Here is a 17,580-nt window from a genome sequence, read left to right on the forward strand (position 1 = left end):
ATCCAAACACCTTGCGGGGGTATTTTTGTTCCCGGCAGCCACGGTGCGGGCGGATGTTTCATGCTCGGGTTACGGGTGCTGAGGGCCGCCGGCGGTCACGTGGCTGCGCATGTCCCGAAGGGCCTTCAGGAGAAACACCAGGGCAGCGGCCCCTGCAAAGCCTGCGGCACATCCGAAGATGGCGGGAATACCCGGGGAGGGTGTCAGGCCCTCAAGGGCTCCGAAGAACAGAGGGGAGAAGAACTGGCCGGAAAAGAGAAAGATGCTGACCATGGCCATGGCTTTGGTGTTCTGCGCCTTTGGAACGCCGTGGACCACCATGAGGAGGATCATGGGATAGAGGTTCCCGAAGCTTGCGCCGATGAGGGAGACCGCGAAAAAGAGAAGGGGGAGGGTGGGCGAGCCGGAGAGCAGGAAGAACCCCGCCCCCATGAGGCCCATCTGAGCGGGGGCCATGAGGTGGTTCAAGACCCCTTTGGTTTTGGCGAAGAGGGACCCGGAGACAAAGGCAAAGCCTGTCACCAGGGCCAGTGCCAGGCCGGCGGTCTTCGCATTCCCCAAGCCGCTCTCCTTTATAAACAGGGCGATGTTGGTGGGAAGGACGTAAAAAAGGGTCATCATGGCAAAGGCTGCGCCTGCGGCAAGGTAGGTGACGGAGGGCAGTTTGTCCCCCTTCTTCTGGATATGCGCCTGCCGTTCGGGCTCCGGGAGGAAACATGCCACAAAGAAGGCGGCCACCAGGGCCAGGAAGTAGACGAAAAAGGAGTATCGCCAGCAGAAGGAGGCGAGCCATCCGGAGAGGATCACGGCGATGATGCCCCCAAGGTTGTTGGAGGCCGTGACCCATCCGGTCATCTTGGCGGCCTCTTCGCCTTTGAAGAAATCGGAGACCAGGGCGGTGGATACCGGCATGAGGAGCCCCACACCGATTCCCAGGAGGCCTCGCATCCACAGGATCAGGTCCATGCTCGATACCAGGCCACCGCCGACGCCGCCGGCCATGTAAAGGGCAAGGCCCAGGAACAGGATGGTCCGTTTTTTCATGACCCGTGTGAGCCTTGCGGATAGAAGGGATGCCGGGATGATGGTCATTGAGGGCAGGGTTACGATGAGCCGGATAAGCATGGCATCGGCATGGGGAAATGCCGCTGCAATGATCCCCAGGGCAGGGGATATGGCCGCGCTTGCCATGATGGTCAGTAACGAGATGGACAGGATGGCTGCTTTGAGCATGGATGGTCTCCTTATGGTTCAACACTGTTTTTCGCCTGGAGTAACGATTTAGCTTGCCTTCTATGGTTAAAGTCGAGAGCAAAAGCAAGCCTCCGGCTCGGGCTACGCCCGACATAAACGCTAATGGTTTATGCGGTCTGGCTCACAAGCTTCGAAGTCACAGGGTACGTTATCGCTACTTGCCCATTGCCGATTTGACCGCACTGCCTCCGGCGGATCGCTTTTTGAAAGAAACGTCCGTCAGGTCAAAGCGACAGGCGTAACGATAACGTTAGCCGAAATCGGTTTTAAAACCTGTTTGGCAACCTTTTTAAAAGGTTGGCCCCCGGCAGGGCCGCCGGAGGTGTCTTTTGCTAATTGTTCACAGCCCACGCCTGCCCCTGTTGCTGGGATTCCCACAAGCTGTGATAAAGGGTTTTTTCCCGGAGAAACTCGGCGTGGGTTCCCTCCTCCACCAGGGTCCCCTTGTTGAAGACCACGATTTTGTCGGCGTTGGCGATGGTCTTCAGGTGGTGGGCGATGGCCAGCACCGTTTTGTTCTCGGCCATGTTGCTGATGGCCTTCTGGATTTGCCGCTCGTTCACGGGGTCCAGGCTGCTGGATGCTTCATCCAGAATTACAATGGGTGCGTCCCGGAGGATGGCCCTGGCGATGGAGATTCTTTGCTTTTGCCCGCCGGAGAGGCCCACCCCGTTTTCGCCCACGAGGGTGTCGTAGCCTTGGGGCAAGCCCATGATAAAGTCATGGATCATGGCTTTGCGGGCTGCGTTGTGTACCTCCTCCGGGGTGGCTGTGCGGTTGCCGATTTTGATGTTTTCATAGATGGTGTCGCCAAAGAGGATGACGTCCTGCATGACGATGCTGATGCAGGAGAGCAGGGTGTCGTAGTCCATGTCCCGGATGTCGGTTCCGCCGATGGTGATGCGGCCGCCGTCGATCTCCCAGAAGCGCAGCAGCAGGTTGGTGAGGGTTGTTTTACCGGAGCCCGAAGGGCCCACAAGGGCCGTGAGGCAGTTGACATCGGCCGTAAAGGAGCAGTTTGAAAGGGCAAACCCGTCGCGGTCGTAGGCAAATCGCACATCCTCAAAGGCGACATCGAACCTATTGGGTTTTTCGTGTTTGCCGGAGGAGGCCACGGCAGGCTCCTGTGTGATGCCCAGGATGCGGTGGTAGCTGTCCCTGCCCTTGATGTAGTACAGCCAGTACATCTCCGCGTTGGCAAAGGGCTTGTAGAATTCCCGGCTCAGGATGAGGAAGAGGGCGTATTCCAGAATAGAGAGCCGAGCTCCCAGCACCATGAAGGCCCCTCCTGCGACGAGGACCGCCAGGCTCATCTCCACGAAAAACTGATATATGCAGATGACCCCTGCGGCGGTTCTGGCAGAGGCTTTGCTGCTCATGCCGAAGCGCTCAATGCTTTTTTCGAGGCCGGTGCGGATGGCGTCATTGTCGCTGAAGGCCTTGATGACGGGGATGCCCCGGCCATACTCCACAAATCGGCTGACCATGTCGGCCATGTCGTCACGGGTTCGTTCCATGCCCTTACCCCCGGCCCGTGTCCCGACCACCAGCACGATGAGGCCCACGGGAAGAAGGGAGACCATGTACAGGCCCAGGGCCGGATTGACGGCAAAGAGGATGCCTCCGGTGACGAGGGCCACGATGAGGTCGCTGATGAGTCGGCTGCCGATGTGGGCCACGACCATTTCCACGCTTTCGATGTCCTGATGGATGATGGTGGTGACGTTGCCCAGGCGCTCCCGGGTGTAGTAGCCCAGGGAGAGCCGTTTCATTTTTCGGGTGATCTCCTCCCGGAGCCTTGCCACGATGCCGTATCCTGCGAAGTGCTTGGCAATGTCCGCCCCGGAGAAAAGGAACCCCTTGGCTATGATGAGCACGGCGAGTCCTGCGGCATGGAGGGCAATGGAGCCGGTGGAGGCGTCCGTCATGACCCCGTAGATCATGTGCATGATCACCGCCAGGATGGCGATGCCGCTAAGGGACCAGAGCACCCAGAGGAAGGTGGCAAGGGCCATGAGCTTCAGGTGGTGTCTGGCAATATCCGATAAAAACGGTGGTCTGGTCATGTCAATGGGCCTCCTTGATGGTCCATGTGTCCGCGCTGGACTTTTCGTTCCACAGGTGTCGGTAGAGGGCGTTGTCCCGGTAAAGCTCGGCGTGGGTGCCCTGGTCCGCGAGTGTGCCGTTGTCGAGGAGGAAAATCCGGTCCGCGTTGACAATGGTACTGAGGTGATGGGTGATCATGATCACGGTCTTGTCGCTTCTCAGCTCATTGACGGCTTTCTGGATCAGGGTTTCGCTCATGGCGTCCACCGATGAGGTGGCCTCGTCGAGAATGATGATGGGGGCGTCCTTGAGCAGGGCCCTGGCAATGGCGATGCGCTGCCTCTCCCCTCCGGAGATCCGGGTCCCTTTTTCCCCGGTGAGGGTGTCGTAGCCGTCGGGCAGGGAGCAGATGAAATCGTGGATGCGGGCCCTTTTTGCGGCAGCTTCCACCTCAGCATCGGTGGCTTTGCCTTTTCCAATTCGGATGTTTTCCCGGATGGTGGTGTTGAAGAGGTAGACGTCCTGCTGCACGATGGAGATCATGGCTGAGATTTGTTTCTCGGTGAAGGTGCCTATGTCATTGCCGTTGATGAGGACGCGCCCTTTGGTGGCCCTGAAGAATCCCATGATGAGGTGGGCCACGGAGCTTTTTCCTGCACCGGACACCCCGGTGAGGGCCACCAGAGAGCCTCCCGGAATGGTCAGGCTGACGTCCGACAGGGCGTTTCGGTTGCCTTCGTAGGAAAAAGAGACCTGCTCCAGCCGGATATCCCCGGGTTCCCCGTCGGCAGGGAAGAGGCATTCCCTCGGTCGCCCGTTAAGGATTTTCGCGATGTTCATTGATGAATTTCTGAAGACGATGCCGAAGTGCTTGGACAGGGAGAGGCGGGCCAGGGACGCGCAGAATGCCGAGGCGAGAAAAACGGCCAGGACCAGTTCATATAAGGTGATCTCGCCTTTGCGAAGCAGCAGGCAACCGGTGACGGCAAGGACGGCGATGCCTGCTTCGAGGATCACCCCGGAGATGCCCGCCGGGACCACCATGGACAGGCTCATTTTTCGGACATAGTCGTTGTAGGCGTTCATGGTCCGCACCACCTTTTCCGTGCGGTTCTCGGTTTTGCTGAAGGCCTTGATGGCCGGAATGGTGGCGATGTACTCCATGAGCTCTTCGGACATGGTCTTCAGGCTGAGGAAATAGGCGGCGAACATCTCCTTCCAGTGGCGCTGCAGAATCCGGTTGGTGATGATGACCAAGGGAACGATGCCCACGAGACAGAGCCCGAGTCGATAGTCGATGAAGGTGACGATGGCTGTGGCGCAAAAGGAAATGAGGATGGCTGAGGCAATTTCAGGGAGCCCGTGAGCAAGGTAGAGCTCCACCTGTTCCACATCAAAGTTGAGGGTTTTCGTGAGTTCCCCCATTTTGTGCTTGTGGAAAAAGCCGATGTTCATGCGCTCCAGGTGCCTGACCAATCTGAGCCGGATGGTGGAAAGGACCCTGAAGGCGGTGGTGTGGGCCAGCACATGGGCTGCACCGTAACACACCGCCTTCACCGTAAGGACGGCGACAATACCCACGAGGAGAAGCACTACAGCCTGCCGCTCCGGGGCGGGACCCGCCAGCTCGCGGACCAATTCCATGACAAAGACAAAGGGGACGATGCCCGCTGCGACGCTGAGCGAAAGCATGAGGCCCGCCAGAATCAGGGTGCGCCTTTCGCCGGACGCGAGAAGGCTTTTTGGGTTGTCCATACATACCTCTTGTTGGTGTGGGTTGTTCATGGTGCCAAGATAGCGGGATACCCTTTTTCGTGCTTTGCATGGTCTCTTAAAAAGTGTGCTTTGGTGCTGTTGAGAGTGTTTTCGATGAATAAAAACAGGAAAAAAAGTTTTCGGCGGCAAGGTGGAGAACCTTAAAACCCTATGGTGAATACCATCGCCATGGATGTGGTTTCTCCGCGAATTTCAAAGCATCGGCTCCTGTAGGATGGGCAAAGGTAGTGCCGTGCCCATCGGGCGCGGGAGTAACCGGTTTCGCCGGGGGCACGGTGTCGCTTCTCCTGATCGTTAATTCGGACATTTTATGGGTAGGTAAACACACCGGTCTCATCCAGGTTGATGTCGGTTTTTAAAAACCGATGCAGGTATTCCTGGAAGACGGCCTGGGGGTTTAGATCTTCAAAGAGCTTCGGGTGGAGCCATTTGGCCAGATAGGCGTTGGCCACGGTGATGCGGGCCGTGCCGAAAAATTCCCCGGAGATCATGTGGACCCGGCCGGTTTGTGCCGCACGGGTGACGGCCACATAGGGAAGGTTCATGAAGTTTTGACGCTGGGTCGCGACGATGCCTGGGTCTGAAATATGGGCTCCGTAGCCGTTTCTTACGGGTTCGCCGCAGATAATCACATCGATCTCCTGGGCCGCGAGCCACTCCGGGTTCACGGACTGGACCCATCCGCCTGTGGCCCGGATGTCTGCGGCCACATTGATTCCTCCGATAATGCGGTTTCTCTCCTTGATGCCTTCAAAGTCGTTGGTGAAGGTCATGATGTCGTCGTATTGCCCCCACCCGGTCTTGAAAAGGTATCGCTGCTTCCGGGTATCGTCCAGCGCCCCTGTCCTGTCGGTAATCCGTTGGACGAGGCTCCGGTGCCACCGGGTGAACGCCCGGGCCTCTTTTTCTTTTCCAAGCACTTTTCCCAGGAGTTCCATGTTCTCTTCAAGGGTGGAGATGCGGTTGAGTTCCACCACAAACACCGGGATACCGGGGGAGAGTTTTGCCTCCATCTCTTCAAAGCCCCCCATGGAGATATCCGCGCACAGGAAGAGGTCCGGCGCGGTGTCAAGGACCAGTTCATGGTTGAGGCTGTAAGGCCCTCCCGATTGCAGGGTGATCACCGGGACGTCCTGCAGGTTGTTGAATACCAGGGCATCTGTGGTGTGGTGATCCCGGGCCACCACCCGGTCCCAGCATCCCAGGATTTTCAGGGCCTCGGAGATACTCACGTGGTTTAAGGCGATGCGTTTTATCGTTGAGGGAACCTCCACGTGCCTGCCCCGGTTGTCGGTGATGGTGCGGGCTTCCTTTGGGACGGCCGAGGTGGTGGGGAGGGCCAGGCAGTCCCCGGGAAGGGATGCCGCGATGAGCAGGGACAGCGACAGAAGAAAATGTTTCATCATGACCTCAATGTGGGGTGGAGGGAATTATCCTTTGGGCGGCATCTGCCCTGACTGAGAGATGTCACCCCCGGCTTTGGGGTCTATGCGTATCATTTTTCGGGGGGAGGGCACGTTGCATGGCGACGGAAAAAAGGTGCAGCCCTGCGTTGGCAGTGTTGGGAACGCGTTGTGTGGGGAAGGGAACGACCGGACAAGGGGGGCAACCCGCTGGAAAGCAGGTTGCCGCCGGGAATTCAAAGTTCAGCTGAGACCCGTCGGTGGTAGGCCTTGGGGCTGATGCCGTAGAACTGCTTGAACGCACGGGAAAAGGTCCCTGGCTGGGAGTAGCCCACGGTGTAGGCCACCTCCGTGACGTTCATCTCCCTGCTCTCCAACAGTTTTTTGGCCTCTTCCATTTTTTGTTGTCTGAAACATCCGAATACGCTGGTTCCAAAGACTTTGTGGAATCCCTGGTTGAGTTTGTCCTTGTTCATGCCCACCTGCCTTGCAAGTTCATTGAGTTGGGGTGGGTTTTCAAAATCTTGTCCCAAGATGGCTTTGGCTTCATGGATTTTTGCGATGTCGCTTGTGGTGAAAGCCGGGGCGGTGAAGTGGAAATCCTTTTGGGTGTGTTGCAGGGCTGCAAAGTACAGGACAATGAGCTCAATGGCTTTGCTCTCTAAGTAGACCCTGCGGAAGGCTTCTGTATACGGGCAGCCGAGGATTTGGATGATGGCCATTTTCATGTCCGAAGTCATGGGGATGTTGCTGATGATGCTTGTTTCATCCGTCAGGCTTCGGGGGGCGGTGATCTGGGGAGGGAGGACCTTTGAAAGGCCCTTGATTTCGGTGCACAGCACTTCCGGTGAAAAGCGGATGGTAATGAGCTTCAAGGGGTCATCGGATGAAATAACGGTGGCGCACTCAAGCTTTGGCGCCAGGAAAAAACTGGCGTTTCCCGCATCAATGGTCAGTTGTTTGTCAAGCCTGTCCACATGGCTTTGGAGGGAGCCCGAGATGCAGAAGAAGATTTCAATGGGCGACGGCTGAACTTCCATGGAGGCGGCCACGGGTTTACGGAACTCGAAGTTTTCGATGAGAAGGTTGAGGCCCGGTCGAATAGGCATTTCGTTGACTGTACCACGGCCTGTTTTGGACTCCCAGGCTTTCTGGTTCTCGTGGTAGGAATCACAGTTCTGTATCAATTTTTCTGTGAGGAAATCGTCAAAATCGTTGATGGAAATAGTGTGCATCCTGCCACGTCTCCTGGTCTTTTTTACCGGCAGCCCTGTCGGGGATAAATATTGAAAGGTCAGCTGCATTTGGTTTTGACTTGTCACCCGATTACGCTCGATTGGCGTTTCCTTTACATAAAGGTGGTCAGTCCGGGAATAAGAGAATGATTTTTGCTGATCTTAGTGCTTCCTTGATATGTTAGGTTGGGCTAAATCAAAAATCAATGGTTTTTATTTCATGGTAGGAAGGAGAAAAACGAGGTTAGACGCAAATCTCGGGAGGGCTAAATTTATTAGTGAATATGCAAAAAGCAATGACTCTCACCTGGTGTATGGTCGGTAAACTCCCAAGCGTGCAAGGGTGTGTTGTGTCATCGTCTCCATGGGCCTTAAGCGCGTTAACAACACAGCAGCCGCTTTTTATGAACCGTCGCCGACCATCCATGGAATAACGAAATTCCCGTGTCGGGCGGCTCCTGACAGAAAAGAGGAATTGTTATGCGTATTCGTTTATCTGTTTTTTTGTTTTTTTTACTTTTGTTTATCGGCACGGCCGGAGCGGAAGAACCGCTCTCTCTGGAAAACCTGACCGTCACGGCGGAAAAACAGGAAGAGGATCTCCAGAAGGTCCCGGTGAGCGTCACGGCTTTAACCGGTATGGAGATTGAAGACAGGCGTATTCACTCCATATCGGATGTGGCGGATTTTACACCCAACTTTATAAACTTCGACACCGGAATCGTGGGTCTTTCGACCCCTTCTATCCGAGGGATACATCAGGAGTCCAGTGGAACGTCTCCCGTGGGGCTCTTTGTGGACGGGGTTCCCATTCTTACGGCCACGGGGTTCAATGACCAGCTTTTGGATATCGAACGGGTTGAAGTGCTCCGCGGGCCCCAGGGGACACTCTACGGGGGAGGCACCGAAGCCGGTGCCATCAACGTCATTACCCGTCAGCCGGACAATGAGGTTAGAGGAAAGGCAAGCCTCGAGGCGGGGGAGGACGACAAACTGAGGCTCACGGCGAGCCTGAGCAGCCCGATAAAAAAAGACGTGCTCGCTTTCAGCCTGTCCGCCCTTCACTACGAAAAGGACGGCTACATCAAAAACACCAACACCGGGAAGATGGGCAACAACCGGGACTATGATTACGGCAAGGCCATTCTTCGGTGGACGCCGAGTTCTACTCTGGATATTTCGCTGATTGCCAGCGGGCTCAAGCATGACGACGGAGCACAGGGACTGGCACTGGGACCGGAAAGTATCAACATGTTAGGGCTGACCCCTAAGGAACGTGAGGTTGATTCCGACCTCCAGGGATGGAACAAGAGCGAGTCCAACATGCAGGCTCTGAAGGTGGCCTGGGATATGAGTGAACATTGCAAGATTGAGTCCGTCACAACCCGGAGGCGGTATCGCAGCCACTACCAGAATGACTGGGACTTTACCCCCTATGCCGTCATGCATAAGGAGATGGACAATACCCTGCGGAATGTCTCCGAAGAGCTGAAGTTTTCCTGGAAAGGCGAGGGGGCCAGCGTGGTGACCGGCGTGTACGCCGACATGGATGACAACGATTTTACCGATATCAATTTGGTGGACGGTAAGGTGGAGGAAAATCACAACACCTCGGGCAAAGGCCTGGGGCTGTTTGTTCACGGCGAAAAATCACTCACGGACAAGCTTTCCGTGGTCACCGGCGTGCGTTACGACTGGGCCGAAGGAGAGTTCGACGACTCAATACGGTCCCGTGAAATCGATGAATCCTGGTCCGAGATCTCCCCGAAGCTCAGCTTCAAGTACGCGGCAACCCCTGAGATGATGGTGTATGCCGGGGCGTCCAAGGGGTATCGAAAAGGCGGGTTCAACGACCATGCAGGCGCTACGGACCCTGAAACCTACGATGAAGAGTCCCTTATTTCCTATGAGATCGGCACCAAGAATCAATGGCTGGGAAACCGGCTCAGGGTGAACGCATCGGTGTATTACATGGATATCAGCGACATGCAGGTGCGTGTTGATTCTGGCGGTCCTGGGGAAAACTATACAGAGAACGCGGCCGAGGCCTACTCCACAGGTGCCGAGGTGGAGGTCACCGGGCGGGTGACCACCGGCCTGACCCTGTCCGGCACCTTTGGCTACAACCGCACCGCCTTCAAAGACTACAGCGATGCGGAAGGCGATTACGACGGCAACAAGAACCCCTACGCCCCCGATTACACTTGCAGCCTCAACGGCTTGTACCGTCACCCCGTCGGTATCTTCACCAACCTGTCTTATGTGGGCACAGGGGAGATGTACCTGGACAAGAAGAACGTCTACAAACGCGATGCCTACGGCGTGGTTAACGCCAAGGTAGGGTACGAAACGGATCACCTGGATATCTATGTCTACGCCGACAACCTGTTTGACGAGGAGTACAACGCCATCGGGTATTTTGGCGGGTTCTACAATGTGTACAGCCCCCCGCGGGAAGTGGGCGTCAAAGTGGCCTGCAGGTTCTGATCGGCTTTCGACAGGGCCGCCGGAAGCGTTTTTTGATTTGAACCGTTAAACCTGAATTTTTTCATGGGGTTTCATGCCGATGGTGTGTGGAACCTCCGATGGAGGAGGCCTCACGTGGATAAAACCATGGCCGCCCGAATGGAGCGTGCCTGTATCAACAATGCGTACCTGGTGCACAGGGGGCGGAAAAAAATGTTTATCGTGGCCGCTGTTCCCGTGTTGTGCCTGATGGTCCTTTTTTCTGTGGCCTCGGGATGTGTGTCCCTCTCCCCCGGCGATGTGTTCCGGAGCCTGTCCGGGGTGTTGTCGGCAGGGGCCGGGGGCGTCTCTTCCCAGGTTGACCTCATCGTCTGGCAACTGAGGCTTCCCCGTATTTTTTTGGGGCTGTTGGCGGGGATGGCACTGGGGGGCTCCGGTGCCGTCATGCAGGTGGTGCTGAGGAACCCCCTGGCCGATCCGTACATGCTGGGCATTGCATCGGCTGCAGGGTTCGGCGCTTCCCTGGCCCTTATCTTTGGGGTCGGGGTCCTCGGGGGGCCTTACATGGTTATCGGCAACGCTTTTCTTTTTGCCCTCATGGCTTCCGGTCTCATCATGGTGTTGTCCGGCGGCGGTTCGGCCACCCCGGAATCCATGGTGCTCACCGGCTTGGCCCTTCTCTTCTTTTTCCAGGCACTGACCACCATCGTTCAGTACTTCGGAGATTCCGACGCGGTCAAGGCCGCTGTGTTCTGGAGCGTGGGAAACCTGGGTCGGTCGGATTGGGGGAAGTTGACCGTGCTATTCCCCCTGGTGTGCACCGGGCTGGTGCTGCTCTTCTGGCGAAGCAGGGATCTCAATATCATGAATGCCGGGGACGATGCTGCCATGAGCCTGGGGGTTCCGGTGGCGTTTACCCGGGCTTTCTCCATGGTGGTCTGTTCCCTGCTTGTGGCCGGGGTGGTTAGTTTTACCGGGACCATCGGGTTTGTCGGGCTCGTGGCCCCCCATATGGTGCGTCTTGTCATCGGAAGCGATGTCCGATTTCTTGTTCCGGCGTCTGCCCTGGTGGGGGCTATTCTTCTCATGGCATCCGACACCCTGGCTCGGGCTGCCCTGTCACCGGTGATCCTGCCTGTGGGGGCGGTGACGGCTTTTCTCGGGGTGCCGCTTTTGATCTTTCTGATTCGCAGGGAGCGGGGAGGGGCAACATGAAAATAGAGATAGAAAACCTCTCGTTTTCCTATGGACGACGGAAGGTGCTCAATGGGGTGGATATGGTGGCGCAACCGTCGCAGGTCACCTGTGTGGTGGGGCCCAACGGAAGCGGAAAGAGCACCCTTGTAAAATGCATCGAGGCCCTTGTGACCCCTTCGGGAGGGACGGTCCTTTTGGGCGGTCGTGACCCACGGAACATGACGCGAAGCGACATTGCGCGGCGTATCGGGTATGTGCCCCAGCGGTTCCACCTGGCATTTCCCATGTCGGTGTTTGATCTGGTTCTCATGGGGCGAAGGCCCCATGTTTCATGGAAAAGCAGCGCAAAAGATATGGATATTGTCATTGATACCCTGATTCAGATGGGGCTTGAAGAGATTGCCATGAGGCCTTTTCAACGATTGTCCGGAGGACAGCAACAGCGGGTCATGGTGGCCAGAGCCCTTGCCCAGCAACCTGAGTGCATGCTCCTGGACGAACCCACGTCGGCCCTTGATATCGCCCACCAGCTGGATCTGATGGATACGGTGTCTTTTTATGCACGGGAAAAGGGGCTTTCGGTCTTCATGGTGATGCATGATTTGAACCTTGCCGCCAGGTATGCCGACTCCATTGCGATGATGAAGGGGGGGCGGGTTTACGTCCAGGGCGAACCTGAACGCGTTTTGACACGGAAAAATCTGTCTGCAGTGTATGGGGTGAGTGCGTTGGTCGGTAAAGAAAAAGGAAGGGTTACCGTTGTTCCTGTGGCAAGGGACTTAAATCCGTCTTAGCCGGGATATTTCATGAGCCGAGTGCACCCCTATTCAAGGCATCAAGACATTGGCTCGGCCTGGGCGGTTTTTTCAACAATCCGGGTTAAGCTCTGTTTGGGCCGTCATGACAGCAAGGCCCCCTGTGATCTTTCAGGGGGCCTTTTTTGCATGTTGATAGCAGAGCATTGGCGGTTTGGATGCTCCGTGGCGATGTATTTGTACCCCGAAACGGGGAGATCCTCCCTTTGAGTTGACAAGTAATTACGCTGAGCCTAAATAATTTGGCCATCTACTATTTTGTATTGCCCCGCTAAATTTTGTCTGGGGTTGTGTGTGCAGCTCGGCTGGGGCCCTCAGATTCACTCGTCATTATTTGGGAGAAATGGTTATGAACGCTAAAAACCGGGCGGGATTCGGCAGGCTCTTGGCCATTGCCGGCCAGAAAAAGTGGCACCTGATCGTATCCGTCCTGCTGGCGGGTCTCAGCTCGCTGTGTGCGATGGTTCCATACATCACCATTTATTTAAGCATCATCAAGCTGCTGGACCCCACCTTCGGTCCTCAGGACTATCCGTATGTCACCCGTCTGGCATTGTGGGCGGTGGCCGGGGTGTTGGGGCGTTTTTTCCTTTTGCTCGCTTCCACCATGTTTTCCCACGTGGCGGCGTTCAATATCCTCTACGGATTGCGTGCAGCCCTTGCGCGCCATTTGGGAACGCTTCACATGGGCTATTTCAGCGAGACACGCAGTGGTGAGATTAAAAAAATACTCATGGAAGACGTGGAGGAGATTGAGCAGTTCATCGCCCATCATGTGCCCGACCTGGCCAGCGGGGTTGTACTTCCTGTTGTCACTGTGGCCTGTCTTTTTGCCGTGGATTGGCGAATGGCCCTGGTGGCCCTTATCCCCTTGCCCCTGGCCCTGTGCCTTCAGTACTTCGCCTTTGGGAGCGGAGACCGGGATGAGCTGATGAAAAACTACCACGATTCCCTGGAAGCCATGAACGGGAACATGGTCGAGTATGTTCGGGGCATGCCGGTTGTGAAGGTGTTCAACCAGAGTGTGAACTCCTTTTCAAGGCTAAAGGCGTCTGTGTATGCGTACCGGGACTTCGTGAACCTGTGGACGGAAAAGGCTGCGCCACCCTGGGCGGCGTTTACTGTTATCACCACCTCGTCTCTCTTTTTTATCCTGCCGGCCGGCATCTGGTTTTATATGAAGGGGAGCCTTTCTCTTTCCGCACTGCTCCTTTTTTTGATGCTGGGGTCGGGGTACATGTTGCCTCTCTTAAAAGTGGCCCTCATGGGTGGCACCATGAGCCGCATCGTGGAGGGGGTCTCGCGGCTGGATGCGATTCTTAAACAACCCGGAATTAAAGACGCTGCAACACCTGTGTTACCGGAACGGCATTCCATTGAGTTTCGGAATGTCTCCTTCGGATACGACGAGCGACTGGTGCTTCGGAATACGTCATTTTTTGTTGAAGAGGGGTCGGTCACAGCGTTGGTGGGTGCCAGCGGGGCCGGGAAAAGTACCATCGCCCAGCTCCTCTTGCGCATGTGGGACGTGCAGGGTGGAGAGATTCTAGTGGGAGGTGTCGATATACGTGAGATTCCCCATGAGCGCCTGATGAATCTTTTTGGGTTCGTGTTCCAGGATGCGTTCATGTTCAGCGATACGGTCTATGAAAATATCCGCATGGGCATGGAAGGCGTGACGGAAGATGAGGTGTTAAAGGCTGCGGAAGCGGCCCAGTGCATGGACTTTATTAATTCGCTTCCCAAAGGCCTGTATACCCGCATCGGGGAGGGCGGAGAGGTTCACCTCAGCGGTGGGGAGAGACAGAGGCTTTCACTGGCCCGTATTTTCTTGAAAAATGCCCCCATCGTCATTCTGGACGAGGCCACAGCCTATGCTGATGCGGAAAATGAATCGAAGATCCAGGCTGCATTTTCCGAGGTCATGACAGGTCGGACCGTGATTGTCATTGCGCACCGCCTTTCCACCATCACAGATGCGGATACCATCTTGGTCATCGATGACGGCGGTGTGGCCGAGAGAGGCCCCCACGAAACCCTGGTGGAACAAGGGGGGCTGTACCGTGGCATGTGGGATGCCCACACAGCGGCTAAATACTGGAGCTTTTCTATTAATGGAGGTGAGTCATGTTGAAGTCCCTTAAGGTCATTGCGGGGAACATGCGTCCTATTTATGCGGCCACGTGGATAAATACCCTTCACATGATGCTGAACGGTGCGCCATACGGTTTTCTTTTTGTCGTTCTCATGGAGCTGTTGAAACCTCGGGCCGAGATTAACTTTGCTCGTATCGCCTGGTTGTTCGGAATAATGGCGGTGATTCTCGTTTTCAATATACGTCTCGCCATGAAGGCCCACACCAAATCATATATGACGAGCTATACCCTTGCTGCCGAGGCACGCCTGAGGCTTGGCGATCACTTGAGAAAGCTCTCCATGGGTTTTTTTAAAAAAAGGGACCCCGGCGACATCACTGCCCTTCTCCTTCAGGACATGGCGAAGGTAGAGCAGGTCTTCAGCCACCTTTTTGTCGATGCCCTGGCTTGTCTCATCATTCCGGGGATCATGGCGCTGGTTTTTTTTGTTGCCGATGCCAGGATGGCATCCTTTATGGTGGCGGCAGTGATCCTGGCGGTCCCGGCCTTGATAGCGGGACAGAAAATCATCGCCTGGTTTGGGCGGGAACATATCCTTACCCGCAACCGTGTCAGCTCTCGCCTGTTGGAGTACCTCCAGGGTATCAAGGTTTTAAAGGCCTTCAACCTTACCGGCTCAAGATTTCATCGCCTTGACGACGTGCTTGCGAAATTCAAATCCGACAGCATCAGGTTGGAGGCCGCGGCAGCAGGCCCGGTTATGGTTTTTCTGACCGTCCTGGAACTTGGATTTGTCGGTCTTTTGCTTTTGGGGATGCATCTTTACGTGCATGGGAGCATCACCATCCCCATTTTGATGATATTTCTCGTCATGGGGTATAAATTTTTTGAGCCCTTGAGTAACTTCGGGCTGTTTGTCTCGGAGATGCGCTACATGAGTCTTGCCGCATCTCGGGTTACCGACGTTTTGGCCACTCCCCCCCTTCCCGAACCGGTCTCAGGGAAGGTTCCGGACAACCATGACATCGCTTTTTCCAACGTGAGCTTCGGTTACGATGGCACCGAGGTGCTTTCGGGCATTCATGCCACCTTTCCAGAACAGAGCATCACGGCCCTGGTGGGACCTTCCGGGGGCGGAAAAACTACGATGACGAGCCTTGTCTCCCGTTTCTGGGATGTTGACTCCGGCTGCGTCTCCATCGGCGGCGTGGATGTCAGGGAGATGAAAACCGACGACCTCCACAACATGATCAGCATGGTTTTCCAGGATGTCTACCTCTTTCAGGATACGATTTTCAACAATATTCGTGTGGGCAAAAAGGACGCTACCCGGGAAGAGGTTATGGCCGCTGCCAAGGTGGCCCGGTGCCATGAATTCATTGAGCGGCTTGAGGATGGATACGACTCCATGGTGGGAGAAGGGGGCGCTACTCTCTCCGGGGGGGAAAAGCAGAGAATATCCATCGCTCGGGCGATCTTAAAGGATGCACCCATTGTTTTACTGGACGAAGCCACCGCGTCCCTTGACCCGGAAAATGAGATGCACCTGCAACAGGCCATTGGCGATCTTGTCAAGTCAAAGACCCTTGTTGTGATCGCTCATCGCCTGAGCACCATTGTGCATGCCGATCAGATTCTTGTCCTCGACAAAGGACGGATCATCGAGCAGGGGACCCATGACGACCTTCTGGATGGGGACGGCCTGTATGCGACGCTCTGGAATGAGCAGCAGCAGACCAAAGGGTGGAAGTTTGGGGCCAAGAGGCGGCTTGGGCTGGCAGGCTGACGGTGGCGTTTCGTGTAGCCCACGAGGCGAGTTCGATCCTGCTCAAGCCATGGGCGCTCCCGGTTGCCTGGCCTTCTTCCAAGCGTCAGGTAAGGTGACTGCTTTCGCCTCGCCGGGTCGGGACATTTACCCGCAAACGGTGGGTTGCCGTTTGGTTTTCATGAGCTAACCGGGCCAAACGCTCTACCACGGGGGGGGGGAGATAGGATGGAGCATGCCTTCCGTTTTTCGAGGCATTCCGGGGGCTGTTAGACTTCAGCCTGTCCGCCCTCCCGGCTTATTTTTTCACCGTGTTGAATCGGTAGTATCTGTTTCAGGTTGAAGCGTTTTGAGTCAAAGAGGGAGATGGCGGAAGTAGGATTGCCTCTAAAAGTTAGTATACCCAAAAATAGCTTGACACGCCATTCGTTGTTTGAATAGCATGCGTGGAAGTGAAAAATTATATCTTCTCGTTTCTTGTAAAGGAATGTTCCATGATTGCCCCAAAGCTTAATGTAGATTTTAAAGAAACCGGCAACATGCTGTTTACTTCTTACATTCCTCAGATTATTCGGCTGGCTGTGGATCTTGGGGTGTTTGATGCTCTTGCCGATGGGCCCATGGACGCGGAGGGACTTTTCGTTGCATTGGGAACCGATGAAGAGATGACCATGGCTCTTCTGGGTGTTCTCAATGAAAGTGGCTATTTAATCGAGGAAAAGTCGGGATACGCCTTGACCCCTGTTTCGCAAACCTTTTTTGTCTCCTCTTCTTCGGCCTTCCAGGGGCGGGTGCTGACGTCCATGGGACATGTTTCCAACCTTTTGGGAAAAGCTGAAAAGATCATGACCCTGGGAGCCCCTCCCCGGGATGAGAAGAGTTGGGCCAATGCTGAGATGGTGGAGACCATGCTCCAGAGTGGAAGGGGGGGCAGCATCCAAAGCGCTGTGACGTTTATTGCCTCTTTACCCGAATTTTCCTCTATGCGGAGGATGTGCGATATTGCGGGGAGTTACGGTTATTATTCCATGGGAATCCTGGACCGCAACCCGCTTCTTTCAGCCGTTGTGTGTGACCTGCCGGAGGTGGCGGCGTTGGCTGCCCCATATATTGCCACCGAGGGGTACGGGGATCGGATTGAGGCCAGGGGGGTCGATCTTGAGGCCGGGGGTGATTTCGGGACGGGATATGACTTGGTGTTTGTCTCCAACTATCTCTATTCGTGGAGCCTGGATCATCGCCTCGTCGATTTTCTGAAACGGGTCCGTGCTGCGTTGAACCCGGGCGGTGTGATCGTTTCCCGTCACATGTCCTTGGAAGTGAAAGGAGAAGCTCTTAAGGGCCAGCTGGTTATGGAGTACATGTCGCGTTTGGGGGGGTACCCCACCCATGTGATCTCAGAGAAATGCCTCACCGAGGCACTCTCCAAGGCAGGCTTTTTTGATTTTGCCATCACTGGGCCGGAGTCCGAGTCGTATGACAACACGTTGACGATCGCTGCACGTGTGGCAGTATCTTAAAAAAGAG

At 55.6% G+C, this 17,580-nt stretch carries 11 protein-coding genes; 6 read left to right on the plus strand and 5 right to left on the minus strand.

Annotated features, from left to right (window positions below):
• Positions 1-69: 69 nt before the first annotated feature.
• The 5 genes from ACOYW0_RS19415 to ACOYW0_RS19435 all read right to left on the minus strand — a co-directional run bounded on the left by ACOYW0_RS19415 (position 70) and on the right by ACOYW0_RS19435 (position 7,714).
• Positions 70-1,233, minus strand: a complete 1,164-nt coding sequence (locus tag ACOYW0_RS19415) for an MFS transporter (RefSeq protein ID WP_482415433.1) — start codon at positions 1,231-1,233, stop codon at positions 70-72.
• A 353-nt stretch (positions 1,234-1,586) separates the two neighbouring features.
• Positions 1,587-3,320: an ABC transporter ATP-binding protein gene (locus ACOYW0_RS19420; RefSeq protein ID WP_482415434.1), complete on the minus strand. Its 1,734-nt coding sequence runs from the start codon at positions 3,318-3,320 to the stop codon at positions 1,587-1,589.
• A 1-nt stretch (position 3,321) separates the two neighbouring features.
• Positions 3,322-5,055, minus strand: a complete 1,734-nt coding sequence (locus ACOYW0_RS19425; protein WP_482415435.1) for an ABC transporter ATP-binding protein — start codon at positions 5,053-5,055, stop codon at positions 3,322-3,324.
• A 329-nt stretch (positions 5,056-5,384) separates the two neighbouring features.
• Complete coding sequence (locus ACOYW0_RS19430; protein ID WP_482415436.1) at positions 5,385-6,482, minus strand: ABC transporter substrate-binding protein; 1,098 nt, start codon at positions 6,480-6,482, stop codon at positions 5,385-5,387.
• A 233-nt stretch (positions 6,483-6,715) separates the two neighbouring features.
• Positions 6,716-7,714: a helix-turn-helix transcriptional regulator gene (locus tag ACOYW0_RS19435; RefSeq protein ID WP_482415437.1), complete on the minus strand. Its 999-nt coding sequence runs from the start codon at positions 7,712-7,714 to the stop codon at positions 6,716-6,718.
• 480 nt (positions 7,715-8,194) lie between these two features.
• Here ACOYW0_RS19435 and ACOYW0_RS19440 point away from each other — a divergent pair, with 480 nt between their 5' ends.
• The 6 genes from ACOYW0_RS19440 to ACOYW0_RS19465 all read left to right on the plus strand — a co-directional run bounded on the left by ACOYW0_RS19440 (position 8,195) and on the right by ACOYW0_RS19465 (position 17,573).
• On the plus strand, positions 8,195-10,201 hold the full coding sequence (locus ACOYW0_RS19440) for a TonB-dependent receptor (RefSeq protein WP_482415438.1): 2,007 nt from the start codon (positions 8,195-8,197) through the stop codon (positions 10,199-10,201).
• A gap of 114 nt (positions 10,202-10,315) precedes the next feature.
• On the plus strand, positions 10,316-11,395 hold the full coding sequence (locus ACOYW0_RS19445) for a FecCD family ABC transporter permease (protein WP_482415439.1): 1,080 nt from the start codon (positions 10,316-10,318) through the stop codon (positions 11,393-11,395).
• Positions 11,392-12,171, plus strand: coding sequence for an ABC transporter ATP-binding protein (locus ACOYW0_RS19450; RefSeq protein ID WP_482415440.1), 780 nt, complete (start codon positions 11,392-11,394; stop codon positions 12,169-12,171). The genes ACOYW0_RS19445 and ACOYW0_RS19450 overlap by 4 nt, the downstream gene beginning before the upstream one ends.
• A 370-nt stretch (positions 12,172-12,541) precedes the next feature.
• Positions 12,542-14,326 (plus strand): ABC transporter ATP-binding protein, encoded by a 1,785-nt coding sequence (locus tag ACOYW0_RS19455; protein ID WP_482415441.1) that lies wholly within the window; start codon positions 12,542-12,544, stop codon positions 14,324-14,326.
• Complete coding sequence (locus tag ACOYW0_RS19460) at positions 14,320-16,074, plus strand: ABC transporter ATP-binding protein (protein WP_482415442.1); 1,755 nt, start codon at positions 14,320-14,322, stop codon at positions 16,072-16,074. Before ACOYW0_RS19455 ends, ACOYW0_RS19460 begins: the two co-directional genes overlap by 7 nt.
• Positions 16,075-16,499: 425 nt before the next feature.
• Positions 16,500-17,573 carry a methyltransferase family protein gene (locus ACOYW0_RS19465; protein ID WP_482415443.1) on the plus strand — a complete coding sequence of 358 codons (1,074 nt, stop codon included), beginning with the start codon at positions 16,500-16,502 and terminating at the stop codon, positions 17,571-17,573.
• The last annotated feature ends 7 nt before the right edge of the window (positions 17,574-17,580 follow it).

The organism is Desulfoluna sp. HI9BLuna, assembly GCF_056829775.1.